This window comes from Halomonas sp. PGE1 (assembly GCF_013000985.1).
GTDB lineage: Bacteria > Pseudomonadota > Gammaproteobacteria > Pseudomonadales > Halomonadaceae > Halomonas > Halomonas alkalicola.
The window spans coordinates 2,860,966-2,875,344 of sequence record NZ_CP053032.1 but is presented as its reverse complement, the minus strand read 5'-3'; the positions used below and the strand labels follow the sequence as shown (position 1 = coordinate 2,875,344).

The 14,379-nt window shown below is 68.6% G+C and carries 11 protein-coding genes; 9 read left to right on the top strand and 2 right to left on the bottom strand.

What is annotated here, in order from left to right; translation table 11 throughout:
• The 5 genes from cobM to HIR79_RS13555 all read left to right on the top strand — a co-directional run bounded on the left by cobM (position 1) and on the right by HIR79_RS13555 (position 4,586).
• On the top strand, positions 1–807 hold the full coding sequence (gene cobM, locus HIR79_RS13575) for a precorrin-4 C(11)-methyltransferase (protein WP_169958760.1): 807 nt from the start codon (positions 1–3) through the stop codon (positions 805–807).
• Complete coding sequence (gene cobF / locus HIR79_RS13570) at positions 804–1,580, top strand: precorrin-6A synthase (deacetylating) (protein ID WP_169958759.1); 777 nt, start codon at positions 804–806, stop codon at positions 1,578–1,580. Before cobM ends, cobF begins: the two co-directional genes overlap by 4 nt.
• Before the next feature lie 14 nt (positions 1,581–1,594).
• Positions 1,595–2,200: a cob(I)yrinic acid a,c-diamide adenosyltransferase gene (gene cobO, locus HIR79_RS13565; RefSeq protein WP_169958758.1), complete on the top strand. Its 606-nt coding sequence runs from the start codon at positions 1,595–1,597 to the stop codon at positions 2,198–2,200.
• A gap of 218 nt (positions 2,201–2,418) precedes the next feature.
• Positions 2,419–3,150, top strand: coding sequence for a 5,6-dimethylbenzimidazole synthase (bluB, locus tag HIR79_RS13560; RefSeq protein ID WP_169958757.1), 732 nt, complete (start codon positions 2,419–2,421; stop codon positions 3,148–3,150).
• Complete coding sequence (locus tag HIR79_RS13555) at positions 3,138–4,586, top strand: cobyric acid synthase (protein ID WP_169958756.1); 1,449 nt, start codon at positions 3,138–3,140, stop codon at positions 4,584–4,586. Before bluB ends, HIR79_RS13555 begins: the two co-directional genes overlap by 13 nt.
• Positions 4,587–4,616: 30 nt before the next feature.
• Here the strand turns inward: HIR79_RS13555 and HIR79_RS13550 are convergent, their stop codons facing one another.
• Positions 4,617–5,540, bottom strand: coding sequence for a MurR/RpiR family transcriptional regulator (locus tag HIR79_RS13550; protein ID WP_249322156.1), 924 nt, complete (start codon positions 5,538–5,540; stop codon positions 4,617–4,619).
• Positions 5,541–5,792: 252 nt separating this feature from the next.
• On the opposite strand from HIR79_RS13550, the gene HIR79_RS13545 reads away from it, so the two are divergent.
• The 4 genes from HIR79_RS13545 (at position 5,793) to HIR79_RS13530 (ending at position 11,767) form a co-directional block, all read left to right on the top strand.
• Positions 5,793–6,584, top strand: a complete 792-nt coding sequence (locus HIR79_RS13545) for an enoyl-CoA hydratase/isomerase family protein (protein ID WP_169958755.1) — start codon at positions 5,793–5,795, stop codon at positions 6,582–6,584.
• A gap of 101 nt (positions 6,585–6,685) precedes the next feature.
• Positions 6,686–8,875 (top strand): acetate--CoA ligase family protein, encoded by a 2,190-nt coding sequence (locus HIR79_RS13540; protein ID WP_169958754.1) that lies wholly within the window; start codon positions 6,686–6,688, stop codon positions 8,873–8,875.
• Positions 8,875–9,690 (top strand): enoyl-CoA hydratase-related protein, encoded by an 816-nt coding sequence (locus HIR79_RS13535; RefSeq protein WP_169958753.1) that lies wholly within the window; start codon positions 8,875–8,877, stop codon positions 9,688–9,690. The genes HIR79_RS13540 and HIR79_RS13535 overlap by 1 nt, the downstream gene beginning before the upstream one ends.
• Before the next feature lie 172 nt (positions 9,691–9,862).
• Positions 9,863–11,767, top strand: a complete 1,905-nt coding sequence (locus tag HIR79_RS13530; RefSeq protein WP_169958752.1) for an SLC13 family permease — start codon at positions 9,863–9,865, stop codon at positions 11,765–11,767.
• 155 nt (positions 11,768–11,922) lie between these two features.
• Here the strand turns inward: HIR79_RS13530 and HIR79_RS13525 are convergent, their stop codons facing one another.
• Entirely contained in the window at positions 11,923–14,370 is a 2,448-nt protein-coding gene (locus HIR79_RS13525; protein ID WP_169958751.1) for an acyl-CoA dehydrogenase, read from the bottom strand.
• Positions 14,371–14,379 lie beyond the last annotated feature (9 nt).

Below are 14,379 nucleotides of genomic sequence, written 5' to 3'. Positions count from 1 at the left end.
ATGACCATCCACTTTATCGGCGCCGGCCCCGGGGCACCGGACCTGCTGACGTTGCGGGGCCGGGACCTGATCGCTTCCTGCCCGGTATGCCTCTACGCCGGCTCGCTGGTACCCGAGGCGCTTCTCGAGCACTGCCCGGATGGCGCCCGCATCATCAATACCGCGCCGCTCTCCCTCGACGAGATCGTCGCCGAGATGCGCGCCGCCCATGCCGCGGGGCACGATGTCGCCCGGCTGCACTCCGGGGACCTGTCGGTATGGTCCGCCATGGGCGAGCAGCTGCGCCGGCTGCGTGAACTGGCGATCCCCTATGCCATTACCCCGGGGGTGCCGGCCTTCGCCGCCGCCGCTGCCACCCTGGGCCAGGAGCTGACCCTGCCGGGGGTGGCGCAGTCGCTGGTGCTGACCCGCACCCCGGGGCGGGCCAGCGCCATGCCGGCGGGCGAGACCCTGGCCAACTTCGCCAGCAGCGGCGCCACCCTGGCGATCCACCTCTCCATCCACAACCTGTCTCAGGTCGTCGCCGAGCTGCTTCCCTACTATGGCACCGAGTGCCCGGTGGCCATCGTCTGGCGGGCCAGCTGGCCCGACGAGCGGGTGGTGCGGGGGCGTCTGGCGACGGTGGAAACCCTGGTCGACGACGCCCTGCAGCGCACCGCGCTGATCCTGGTGGGGCCGGTGCTGGAGAGCGAGGATTTTGCCGAGAGCTGCCTGTATGCGGTCGGCTACGACCGCCGCTTTCGGCCGCAGTCGGCGGAGTCGCCCTTCGCCGCCGGCGAGAGGGTCGATAAGAGGAATGAGCGATGATCCACCTCTCGCTGATCGGCATCGGCACCGGCAACCCCGAGCATGTCACCCTGGCCGCGGTGCGGGCGCTCAACCAGGCGGACCTGATCCTGCTGCCGCGCAAGGGGGAAACCAAGTCGGACCTGATCGACCTGCGCCGGCTGCTGTGCCGCGATCTGCTCGAGGCGTCATCCCGCACCCGGGTCGTGGAGTTCGATCTGCCGTGCCGCGATGCCCGCGCCGACTACCTGGGCGCGGTGGACGACTGGCACGACGCCATTGCCGAGGTGTGGGTGGACCTGATGGCAACGCACCTGCCTGAAGGCGGGCGGGTCGGTATGCTGATCTGGGGCGATCCCTCGCTCTACGACAGCAGCCTGCGTATTGCCGAGCGTCTGGGCGGCGAGCGATTCCGCGAGGGTGGGCTGCAGGTGGAACTGAAGGTGGAAATCGTGCCGGGTATCACCAGCCTGCAGGCACTCACCGCCGCGCACCGCATCCCCCTGAATGCGCTGGCTGAACCGGTGCTGATCACCACGGGTCGGCGACTGCGGGAACGCGGCTGGCCGAGTGACGCCGAGAGCGTGGCGGTGATGCTCGACAGCGGCGGTGCCTTCCAGGCGCTGCCTCAGGAAGGCCTCACTATCTGGTGGGGGGCCTATCTGGGCATGGACAAGCAGTGCCTGATCGACGGCCCGCTGGTGGACGTGGCCGCAACGATCCTCGAACGGCGTGCCGCCCTGCGCGAGCGGCACGGCTGGATCATGGACGTCTACCTGTTGCGGCGAGTGTAATTAAGGAGAGTGCAATGAAGACGGTCGACCCCCAGCGCCATGCCGAACGCATGGCCCACAAGCAGAAGATCATGCATGAGCGCATTGCCCGCGCCGACAAGGAGCAGGGCGTGCTGCTGGTACTCACCGGCCCCGGCAAGGGCAAGAGCAGCTCCGGCTTCGGCATGCTGGCTCGCGCCTTGGGCCACGGCATGAAGGTGGGCGTGGTGCAGTTCATCAAGGGCAAGTTCCAGACCGGCGAGGAGGCCTTCTTCCGCCAGCAGTCGAACGTCGACTACCACGTGATGGGCGAGGGCTACACCTGGGATACCCAGGATCGCGACAAGGATGTGCAAGCCGCCGAGGCAGCCTGGGAGGTGGCGCGCGGCATGCTCGAGGATCCCGCGGTCGATCTGGTGCTGCTCGACGAGCTCAACATCGCGCTGCGCCACGGTTACCTGGAGTTCGATCGCGTACTCGACGACCTGCAGGCCCGCCCGCCCATGCAGCACGTGGTCGTTACCGGCCGGCACGCCCCCGAGGCGCTGATCGAGCTGGCCGACACCGTCACCGAGATGAAGGTGGTCAAGCACGCCTTCAAGGAGCAGGGGATCAAGGCGCAGAAGGGCATTGAACTCTAGCTGATGATTCGGCTGGAGGGGATGATGAGCTTCTCCGGCGACAAGCCATCGCGAGGGCGCTGTGAACCCATCCCTGGGCGCTACTTTTGCCATCCATGGCAAAAGACCCTCGCTTAGACTTGTCCCCGGCGCTCATCCTGCCGAGCTCACGCATTATCAGCTTTTCGCTGGCAGTCATCCTGCCGACTCGTTCCCTCATGACTTTTTTGGAGAGCCGCATGGCAGAACACAGCGGGCGAGCCGATCACGCTTTTCCCCCGCCACAGCGGGAGGGACTCTACCGCGCGATTCACGAGCGCCGCGACGTGCGCGCCCAGTTCCTGCCGGATCCCGTGCCGCCCGAGGTGCTGGCCCGGCTGCTGGACGCCGCGCACCATGCGCCGTCGGTGGGCTTCATGCAGCCCTGGGACTTCCTGGTGATCGACAGCCTGGAGGTGCGTGAGCGAGTGCATCGGCTGTTCCTGCAGGAGAACGAGCGGGGGGCGCAGCAGTTTTCCGCTGAGCGGCAGCAGGCGTACCGCCGCCTCAAGCTCGAAGGCATCCTTGAGAGTCCGCTCAACCTCTGCATCACCTGCGACCGGAGCCGTGGCGACGGCCCGGTACTGGGGCGCACCAGCATCGTCGACACGGACCTGTTCAGCACCTGCCTGGCAGTGCAGAACCTGTGGCTGGCGGCCCGCGCCGAGGGCATCGGCCTGGGCTGGGTCAGCATTCTCGATCAGCAAGAGCTGGCGACGATCCTCGACCTGCCAGAACAGGTCTACCCCTTGGCGTACCTGTGTCTGGGCTACGTCAGCGAGTTTCTGCAGCAGCCCGAGCTGGCCCGCTCCGGGTGGCGCCAGCGCCTGCCGCTCACCGAGCTGGTGCATGGCAACGGCTGGAGGCAGGCGCTGGCGGACGAGGCGCTTCACGAGGCACTGCAAGAGGTGGCCAGACCATGCCAACCCTGATGATCCAGGGCACCACTTCGGATGCCGGCAAGAGCACGGTGGTGGCCGGGTTGTGCCGGGTGCTGGCGCGGCGCGGGGTCTCGGTGGCGCCGTTCAAGCCGCAGAACATGGCGCTCAACAGCGCGGTGACCGCGGACGGCGGCGAGATCGGCCGCTCCACGGCGCTGCAGGCGCTGGCGGCGGGTGTGGCGCCCCACAGCGACATGAACCCGGTGCTGCTCAAGCCGGAATCTGATCGTGGCGCCCAGGTGATCCTGCGCGGCCAGGTCCGCGGTCACATGGATGCCCAGGACTATCACGCCTACAAGCGCGAGGCGAAGGCCACGGTGATGGCGGCCTGGGAGGCGCTGTCGGCGCGCTTTGACGTGATCATCGCCGAGGGGGCCGGCAGTCCGGCGGAGATCAACCTGCGCGAGAACGACATCGCCAACATGGGCTTCGCCGAGGCGGTGGACTGTCCGGTGGTGCTGGTGGGCGATATCGACCGCGGCGGCGTCTTCGCCCAGCTGGTGGGCACGCTCGAGCTGCTTAGCGAGAGCGAGCGGGCGCGCACCCGCGGCTTTGTCATCAATCGCTTCCGCGGCGATATCGCGCTGCTCGAGCCGGGGCTCGACTGGCTGGAAAACCACACCGGCAAGCCGGTGCTGGGGACCCTGCCTTACCTGCAGGGCCTGCTGCTGGACGCCGAGGACAGCCTGGGCCTGTCGGGCCGCCAGGCCGGCGAGCCGGCGCTGCGCGTCGTGGTGCCGGCGCTGCCGCGGATCAGCAACCATAACGACTTCGATCCCCTGCGGCTGCACCCGCGGGTGGAGTTGACCTTCGTGGGGCCGGATCGCCCGATACCGCCCGCCGATCTGATCATCCTGCCGGGCAGCAAGAGCACCCGAGCCGATCTCGCCTGGCTGCGCGCCCAGGGCTGGGAGGAGGCGATACGGCGCCATCTGCGCTACGGCGGCCGGGTTCTCGGCATCTGCGGCGGCTTCCAGATGCTCGGCGACTGGATCCACGACCCCGAGGGCCTGGAGGGGCCGGCAGGCGCCAGCCAGGGGCTGGGGCTGCTCGAACTGGAGACGCACATGCTGACCGGCAAGCGGCTGCGCAACGTCGGCGGGCGCCTGCTGCCCGAGGGTGTGCCGGTCGTCGGCTATGAGATCCACCAGGGGGTCAGCGAGGGCCCGGCGCTGGCGCGGCCCTTCTGCGAGCTGGCGGGAGAGCCCGAGGGCGCCGTGAGCGAGGATGGCCGGGTGATGGGCAGCTACCTGCATGGCCTCTTCGATCAGGCCGAGGCCTGCGCGGCGCTGCTGGCACGCTGCGGCCTGGCGGAGGAGGGCGCCGTCGATCTGGCTGCCCATCGGGAGGCGGAGCTGGATCGCCTGGCCGACGCCCTGGAGCAGCACCTCGATATCGCCGCCATCGAGCGGCTGTTGGGGCGCTGAGGCGGGGCGTTTCGTGCGAGCCTGGCCTCGCTACCCCTGCTCCACGTAGGCGCCCATGGCGCGCATCCGCGACTCGAAATTTGCCACGTTGTCGACCAGATCGTCGGGGCCGAAGGCCACGCACTCCGCCAGCAGCACCTCGATCAGGGTGATCGCCGAGAGGATCGAGGGGAAGAAGTGCGGGGTGGCATTGGCCACTGGGAAGGTGATGGCGGCCCCCGGCACTAGCGGCGAGCGCATGGTGTCGGTGACCACGATGGCGCTGACCCCCGCCGCCCGGGTGATCTCCAGCGCCCGCATGGTCTCGGCGCAGTAGGGCTCGAAGCCGAAGGCCACCACCACGTCCCCCTCGCCGAAGGGGGCAAGCTCGGTCAAGAGCCCCCCCTCCTGGCCGCGGATCAGTTGGATATTGGGCATGGCGATGCGCCCCACGTAGGCGAAGTGGTAGGCGCAGGCGAAGGTATCCCGAAACCCCACCACGGCGATCTTCTCCGCGGCCAGCAGCCGCCTGGCCGCCTCGCGCACCCGTGCCTGGTTGTCGGCGGTGAACAGTCGGCCGATGTTGTCGAAGGCGGCGTCGCCCACGTCGAGAAACACCTGGTCGTCGGTCTGGCTGGCCAGGCTGCGCAGCTGGCTGGCCCGCCCGGAGAGTTCCACGGGGCTGGCCTGCACCGCCGACTGGAACACCTCCCTGAACTGCTCATAGCTCTCAAAGCCCAGCCGCTTGGCCAGGCGCACCAGGGTCGAGGCGGTCACCTCGGCGGCGGTGGCGGACTTGCGTATCGACTGGAAGGCGATCTCTACCGGGTGCTCCAGTACATAGCCGGCGGCCAGCTTCAGCTGCGGGCTGAGCTCCGGGTAGGCCTCGGCGAGCTCACGGTTCACCGCATCCAGCCGGGCGGGGCCGCTGTCGGTGTCCGGCGCGTTGTCGTCGCGTGGATCCTGTTCCAGCACGCTGATCTCCTGGTTTGGGATGGCGCGGGGGCGCCATTGTACCCGATAGGCGACGCCACTTGATGAAACATTTGTTCCTAGATGTGAGTTATGCCGGTACGCACGTGTTGACTCCGATGCGACCTTTGGCTAGGATGCGCGGCAAAACAGGTGTGCTGCAAATCATTCGATAATAGCACGTTTGTTTCCTTGGCGATGGACCATCGCCGCTGATTATCGAAGTCGTTTGCCAAGCCCAGAGAGTGCCCCCCCATGAGCCAAGCCGAGTACGAGACCCTGATCCTTCGCCGCCACGGCCAGGTCCAGGAGATTCGCTTCAATCGCCCCCATCGCCTCAACGCCGTCACCGAGGCGCTCTACGCCGAGCTCAATGACGCCCTGACCCGCGCCGAGGCGGACGGCGAGGTGCGCGTAGTGGTGCTTACCGGCGAGGGGCGCGCCTTCTGCGTGGGCGCCGATCTGAAGGAGCACAAGGAGGGGCGCACCGCCTTCGACCGCCGCCAGTACCTGCAGGGGGAGCAGCTCGTCTGCAGGCGCCTGATGCAGATGCAGACGCCGGTGATCGCGGCGGTGAACGGCTTCGCCCTAGGCGCCGGGGCGGAGCTCGCCATCGCTTCGGACTTCCTACTGATGGCCGACAGCGCCCAGATCGGCCTGCCGGAGGTCTCCATCGGCAACTTTCTGGGCGGTGGCGTGACCTGGCTGCTGCCGCGCCTGGTGGGCCTGGCCAAGGCCCGCGAGCTGGTCTTCCTGGGTGAGCGTATCGATGGCGCCGAGGCCGTGCGCATTGGCCTGGCCAACCGCCACTACCCCGACGAGGACTTCCTTGACGCCGCCCTGGCCTTCGCCGAGCGGGTAGCCAGCAAGGCGCCTTTCTCCATGGCGCTGGCCAAGGAGCAGCTCACCTTCTCCGGCGAGCGCACTTTGGATGCCTGCCTGGCCGCCGAGCTCGAGGGGATGACCTTCGTCGGCACCACCCGGGACTGGCAGGAGGGCGTCGACGCCTTCGCCGAGAAGCGCGCCCCGCGCTTCCAGGGCAAGTAGGCCCGTGCCTTCCGCCCCGTGAATCCCCCGGCCGCGGCCGGGCCTGAACCACACTTCATCGCCCACTCTCTATCGCCCCCGAGGGCAAGGTCAGCCAGCACATGAATCCCATCGAAGGACACCTCCCCACCCGCAGCCCGCTCCACGACATTCTGGCGCCAGACGGCATCGCCGTGGTCGGCGCCTCCGCTGACCCCACCAAGCGCGGCTACAAGGCGATGGTCGGGCTGATCAAGGATGGCTACCGGGGCGAGATCTACCCGGTCAACCCCAAGGCCGACATGATCCTCGGGATCAAGGCGTGGCCCTCGGTCACCGCCATTCCCGGCAGCCCCGCCCTGGCGCTGATCTGTACCCCGGCGGCCACGGTGCCGGGGCTGATCGCCGAGTGCGGGCGGCGTGGTATCAAGGGCGCGGTGATACTGGCCAGCGGCTTCGCCGAGATCGGCGGAGAGGGGGCCGAGCTCGAGCGCGAGATGATGGAGAAGGCCCGCGCCCATGGCGTGCGTATCATCGGCCCCAACACCTCGGGCATCTTCAACCTGCACCATCGGGTTAACCTGCTGTCGCTGGATAACGTCAAGCCCGGCGGCGTGGGCATCATCTCCCAGTCCGGCAACATGCTGCTGTCGCTGGCACTCGAGGCCCAGTACAACGGCAACGTGGGTTTCTCCACCTACGTGGGCCCCGGCAACCAGAGCGACATCGGCTTCAACGACTACCTGCGCTACCTGGGCGAGGACGAGCACACCCGGGTGGCGACGCTCTACGTGGAGGGTTTCCGCGACGGGCGCAAGTTCCTCGACGTGGCGCGAGAGGTGACCGCCATGAAGCCGGTGGTGGTCTACAAGTCCGGCTCCACCGAGGCGGGCCAGAAGGCGGCCAGCTCCCACACCGGGGCGCTCGCCGGCAGCTATGCCATGACCGTGGACCTGCTCAAGCAGGCCGGGGTCAGCGTGGTACAGCACTCCGATGAGATTCTGCCGGTGGCCGAGGGGCTGGGCCTCTTGCAGAAGTCGCGTGGCAAGCGGGTGGCGGTGATCTCCGACGGCGGCGGCCAGGCCACCATCGCCTCTGACCGCCTGGCCGAGGCGGGCCTCGAGCTCGCCGAGCTCTCCGAGTCGACCCGCCAGCAGCTGCGAAACGTGCTCTTCCCCCAGGCCTCCACCGTCAACCCGGTGGACGTGGCCGGCTCCACCGACGCCCATCCGTCGCTCTTGGCCACCTGCATGGAGATCGTCGCCGCCGACGACAACGTCGACAGCGTCTTCCTGGTGGGCATGTTTGGCGGCTATAGCATCCGCTTCGCGGAATCGCTGCTAGGCGACGAGATGCGCGGCGCCGAGGCGATGGTGGACCTCTCCAAGTCGATCACCAAGCCGCTGGTGATCTACAGCCTCTATGCGCCGATCAAGCCGCCGGCGCTGCGCCGCCTGCACGAGGCGGGCCTGCCCATCTACGCCTCCATCGAGCACGCGGTGCGGGTGCTGGCGGCCCTGGGCGAGCGCGGCCAGTACCTGGCCCAGGTGGAGCACCAGAGCCGCGAGCGCAGCGTCGAGCCGCTCCCCGAGCTCACTGCGCTGTTCCGTGAGGCCCGGGCCGAGGGCCGCGACCTTCTCGAGTACGAGGCCAAGCGGCTGCTGCGCGACCACGGCATTGAGGTGCCGCTTGAGCTGGTGGTAAGAAGCGAGCAGGAGCTGGCGGAGGCCGCCGGTCAGTTCGGCGAGACGCCGCTGGCCATGAAGGTGGTCTCCCGGGATATCCTGCACAAGTCCGACGCCGGCGGGGTGAGGCTCAACGTGGTGGGCGAGGCCGCCATGCGCGAGGCCCGTGAGGCGATCCTCGCCTCCTGCCTGGCCTACGACGCCGACGCGGAGATCGAGGGCATCCTGGTCACGCCCATGGCGAAGAAGGGCGTCGAGGTGATCCTCGGGGTGATCCGCGATCCTATCTTCGGCCCGGTGCTGATGTTCGGCCTCGGCGGCATCTTCGTGGAGATCCTCGAGGACGTGGCCTTCCGCGCCATTCCGCTGTCGCGGCGCGACGCTGAGGAGATGGTGGAGCAGATCAAGGCCAGGAAGATCCTCGACGGCGTGCGCGGGGAGAAGGCGGTGGACAAGGCGGCCCTCGTCGACCTGCTGCTCAAGGTATCGCGCATCGTCGAGGCCTATCCGGCGCTCTCCGAGCTCGACCTCAACCCGGTGATCATCAACGCCGACGGCTATGCCGTGGTGGACGCGCGGGTTATCGTCGAGCGTGACAGTGAGACCACCGACAAGGAAGCCCACTGATGAGCCAGACGCCCCCGCCCAGCCTGCCCCAACTCACCGACGCCCGCCTGACCCTCGAGGGTCGGGTGGCCACCCTGACCCTGGCGCGCCACGACGTACGCAACGCCCTGACCGGCACCGCCCTGGTCGAGGACATCGTCGCCGTGGCCCAATGGGTCAACGCCTGCGACGCCGTCTCGGTGCTGGTCATCACCGGCGAGGGCAGCGCCTTCTCCGCCGGCGGTAACGTCAAGGACATGGCCAACCGCGGCGGCGACTTCAAAGGCGATGTGGCCGAGGTCTCGGCCCGCTACCGCCGCGGCATCCAGCGCATCCCGCTGGCGCTGGCCGAGGTGGAGGTGCCGATCATCGCCGCGGTCAACGGCCCGGCCATCGGCGCCGGCTTCGACCTGGCCAACATGGCCGATATCCGCATCGCCTCGAAGAAGGCCAAGTTCGGCGAGACCTTCCTCAATCTGGGGATCATCCCCGGCGACGGCGGCGCCTGGTTCATGCAGCGCCTGATCGGCTACCAGCGCGCCTTCGAGCTGACCCTCACCGGCCGGGTGATCGACGCCGAGGAGGCGAAGGCCTACGGCATCGTGCTCGAAGTGACCGAGCCCGAGGCGCTGATGGCGACGGCGGGCGAGCTCGCCGCCCGCATCGCCGCCCAGCCACCGAAGGCGACACGCCTCACCAAGCGGCTGATGAAGATGGCCCAGCGCACCGAGCTCAAGGATTTTCTCGATCTCTGCGCGGTCTTCCAGGGCATGTGCCACAACGAGCCCGAGCACCTGGAGGCGGTCAACGCCATGCTGGAGAAGATGGCGAAATAGCGCCTCTCGCAGCAGGCCGTGAGGCCTGGATTCGAGTCTACAGCGCGCCCGGCTTTGGCCGGGCGTCGTCATGTCGGAGGGGTAACGGTCGGTTTCCGTGCAGAAAAGACTTGTCGGCGGGCGGCCCGGCTGACGATGCTGAAGGCCTGATCTCTCACAGGGAAGTGACGCCATGGCCGACAGCACCCTGGTCTTCATCGTCCTCGGGCTTACCCTTGCCGCCTTCGTCTGGGGGCGCTTTCGCTACGACCTGGTGGCGCTCGCCGCGCTGCTTGGCTCGGTGATACTGGGCCTGGTCCCCGGCGAGGAGGCCTTCCTCGGCTTCGGGCACCCGGCGGTGATCACCGTGGCGGCGGTGCTGGTGCTCAGCCGCGGCTTCGAGCGCTCCGGGGTGGTGGACGTCATCGCCGAGCAGGTGCTCCGGGTGGGCGAGCGGCTCTTCCTGCAGCTGCTGGTGCTCACCGGCACCGTGGTGGTGCTCTCCGGCATCATGAACAACGTCGGCGCCCTGGCGCTGCTGCTGCCGGTGGCCATGCGCCTGGCCCGGGAGCACGACGCCTCGCCGTCGATCCTGCTGATGCCGCTGGCCTTCGGTTCCCTGTTGGGGGGCCTGACCACCCTGATCGGCACCCCGCCCAATATCATCATCGCCAGCTACCGGGGCTCCGTGACCGGTGACAACTTCGGGCTGTTCTCCTTCACGCCGGTGGGGGCAGTGGTGGCCCTGGCCGGGTTCGCCTTCATCCTGCTGGTTGGCTGGCGACTGGTCCCTCAGCGGGCCGGCAAGGCGTCCTTGGATGCGATGTTCGATACCGCCAACTACCTGGTGGAGTTGCGCGTCGGGGAGGAGTCGAAGGCCAACGGCCTGACCCTGCGCGAGCTGCAGCAGGAACTGGAGGAGACCATTCCGGTGCTCGCCGTGGTGCGCGACGAGAAGAAGCGGGCCGGCCACGCCTTCTTCGGCACCCTCCGGGAGGGGGACATCCTGCTGATGGAGGCGGGCCCCGATGAGATGAAGCTGCTGGAGGACAAGGCGGGGCTGCGACTGGGCAAGGACGCCGAGGAGGAAGAGCAGGGAGCCGACGAGGAGGAGGAAACCGAAGCGGGCTTGAAGGCGGAGTCGCCCAGCGTGGACTCGAGGCAAGCGCAGGTCGAGGAGAAGGCCGGGGAGGAGGCGGAGAGGGGAAAGGAGAAGGAAGAGAAGCGCGGCGTGGATACCGAAGGGCTGCAGCTGGCGGAGGCGGTGGTGCGCAACGACTCCATGATGGTCAACCGCACCGTCACCCAGCTGCGCCTGCACAACCAGTTCGGCCTGCACCTGGTCGCAGTGGCCCGGGACGGCGGGCGCCTCAAGCAGCGCCTGCGGGAGGTCCGCTTTCGCCCCGGTGATGTACTGCTGCTGCAGGGGGGCGAAAGCGAACTCGCCGAGAGCCTGGCCACCCTGGGCTGCCTGCCGCTCGCCAGCCGCAACCTGACCCTCGGCCAGCCGCGCATGCTGCTCGCCTCCATTGCCATCTTCGCTGCCGCCATACTGGCGATGATCTTCGACCTGCTGCCGGCGGCCGTGGCACTCTCCCTGGCCGCGCTGGTGGCGCTGCTGGTGGGGGTGCTGCCCCTGCGCGAGGGCTACCAGGCCATCGACGGGCCGGTAATCGTGCTACTCGGCGCCATGATTCCGGTGGGCCAGGCGCTGGAAACCAGCGGAGGGGCGACGCTGATCGCCGAGGCCATGCTCGCCTGGGGGGCCGAGTGGCCGGTGATCGTGACCCTGGTCGGTCTCTTCGTGCTCTCCATGGTGCTCTCCAATATCGTCAACAATGCGGCCGCGGCGCTGCTGATGGCACCCATCGCGGCGAGCCTGGCCAGTGGCTTCAATGCCTCCGTGGACCCCTTCCTGATGGTGGTGGCGGTGAGCGCCTCCTGCGCCTTTCTGACCCCCATCGGCCACCAGTCCAATACCCTGGTGATGGGCCCAGGCGGCTATCGCTTCGGCGACTACTGGCGGCTCGGGCTGCCGCTCTCCCTGGTGGTGCTGGCGGTAGCCATCCCGATGATCCTGCTGGTCTGGCCGCTTTAGAGCGGTGCCAGAGTACGAGAGGCGCCGGGGAAAGGTCGTAGAGGGGGGGGGGCAGTTCAGACCTTTCACCGGAATAGCCTCGAGTCATGCTTTGGGGGGAAAGCAAATGCCCCGGCATCTGCCGGGGCGTAGGGTTGTGGCGGTGCAGAGAGGCTTCAGGCGGCGTGGTGGCGCAGCACCTTGGACTTGTCGGTGACGAAGGCGTCGTACTCGAAGTCATCCACGGTGAGCAGCTCCAGCACCCGGGCCTCGCGCTCGCGCATGAAGGTGGCATCCTCTGCCGAGATCAGCCCGGCCTCCAGGGCCGCCTCCACCCGCTGCTCGGGGTGCAGCGCATCGGCGGGCAGCTCCCCCTTCGCATAGGCCTTGTTGACCGTGCGGTAGAGCGCCTCGGCGCGCTCCTGGGTCGCCAGCAGGGCGTTGTAGCGCGCCAGGAAGTTCGGCTGGCTGCCGTCGTCCGCCGACCAGGTGTTGGCCAGGAGCTTCGTGCGCAGGGCGGTGTCCCGGGAGACGGCCTGGGCGATGGTGCGGGCCAGGTCGTCATGGGGGCGCTTGAAGCGCTTGCCTCTCGGCATCACCGCCAGGCGCAGCACCCGGGCCAGCGCCCGGTTGGGCAGGTTGTCGAACAGCTCGTCCAGGGCCTGCTCGGCGCGGCCCAGCAGCCACTGGCAGCTGTAGTGGAAGAGCGCTGCCTCGCCCTCGACCTTCTCCCCCTCGTGCCACTGCTTGATCACCATGGAGGCGAGGTAGAGGTTCGACAGCACATCGCCCAGCCGCGCCGAGAGCATCTCGCGCTGCTTCAAGGTGGAGCCGAGGCTCGCCATGGCGGCATCGGCGCAGAGCCCGAAGCCGGCGGAGAGCCGCGCGATCTCCTGGGCATAGCGCTTGGCCTCACCCTCGAAGGGGACCGCCGGGCGGCCTAGCCCCAGCCCCTGGGTGAAGGCGCGGGCGGCGTTGCCGAAGATCAGGCCGGCATGGCTGAAGAACGCCTTGTCGAAGGCCTGCACATCATCGGCGTCCCGGGCGGCCAGCTCCTCGAGCACATAGGGATGGCAGCGGATGGCGCCCTGGCCGAAGATCATCAGGTTGCGGGTCATGATGTTGGCGCCCTCCACGGTGATCGCCACCGGGTTGGCGCTGTAGCCGATCCCCAGGTAGTTGCGCGGCCCCAGCGTCACCGCCTTGCCGCCGTGGATGTCCATGGCGTCGCCGAGGATCACCCGCTGGAACTCGGTGAGCTGGCTCTTGAGGATCGCCGAGGGCACGGCCGGCTTCTCGCCGCGGTCGATGGTGTTGGCGGTCTGGTAGACCGCCGCCTGGGCGATATAGCCCAGCGCCGTCATGCGCGCCAGGGGCTCCTGGACCCCCTCCATCTCGGCCACCGGCACGTTGAACTGGCGGCGGATGCGGGCAAAGCCGCCGCTCCAGCCAATGGCGTAGCGGGCGGTGCCGGTGGCGCCGGAGGGCAGGGTGATGCAGCGCCCCACCGAGAGGCACTCCACCAGCATCCGCCAGCCCTGGCCGATCATCGCCTCGCCGCCGATGATGGTGTCCAGCGGCACGAAGACATCCTTGCCCTTGATCGGCCCGTTCATGAAGGGGCTGCCGATGGGGTGGTGGCGGCGGCCGATCTCCATGCCGGCGGTGTCGCGGGGAATCAGCGCCAGGGTGATGCCGCGATCCTCCTCGTCGCCCAGCAGCTTCTCCGGGTCGAAGAGGCGGAAGGCAAGGCCCACCACCGTGGCGATGGGGGCCAGGGTGATCCAGCGCTTCTCGAAGTTGAGACGCACGCCGAGCACCTCCTTGCCGTCGACCATCTGCCGGCAGACCACGCCGGTGTCGGGCAGCGAGGTGGCGTCACTGCCGGCGCGGGGGCCGGTCAGGCCGAAGCAGGGGATCTCGCGGCCGTCGGCCAGGCGCGGCAGGTAGTGGTTCTTCTGCTCGTCGGTGCCGTACTTGAGCAGCAGCTCGCCCGGGCCGAGGGAGTTGGGCACGCCCACGGTGACCATCAGGGTCTCGTTGACCGAGAGCTTCTGCAGCACCAGGGACTGCGCCTTGGCGGAAAAGCCCAGGCCGCCGTACGCCTTCGGGATGATCATGCCGAAGTAGCGCTCCTGCTTGAGGTGGTCCCAGAGCTCCTGGGGCAGGTCGGCGCGCTCCTTGGCAATGTCCCAGGCGTTGCACATGCCGGCGGCAACGGAGCACTGGTTGTCGATAAAGGCCCTCTCTTCATCCGTGAGCCCCTCGTCGCGGGCGTCCAGCAGCGCCTGCCAGTTCGGCTTGCCGGTGAAGAGCTCGCCGTCCCAGGCCACGCTGCCGGCCTCCAGCGCCACGCGCTCGGTGTCGGAGACCTTCGGGGACACCTTCTTGAACATGGCGAAGAGGCGCGGGGTCAGCCACTTGCCGCGCAGGGCCGGCAGGCCGGCCGCGGCCACGACCAGGGCGGCGGCCAGCAGCAGCAGGCCCAGCAGGGTGGAGGCGAGGAGCAGGCTGGCAAGGCCGGTGACGGCGAGCACCGCCAGGGCGGGCAGGGCGCCCGCCTCGCGGCGCATCACCGCCAGCAGGCCGACAACGGCCACGATCAATAGGATCAGGGTCAGCATGGGGGACTC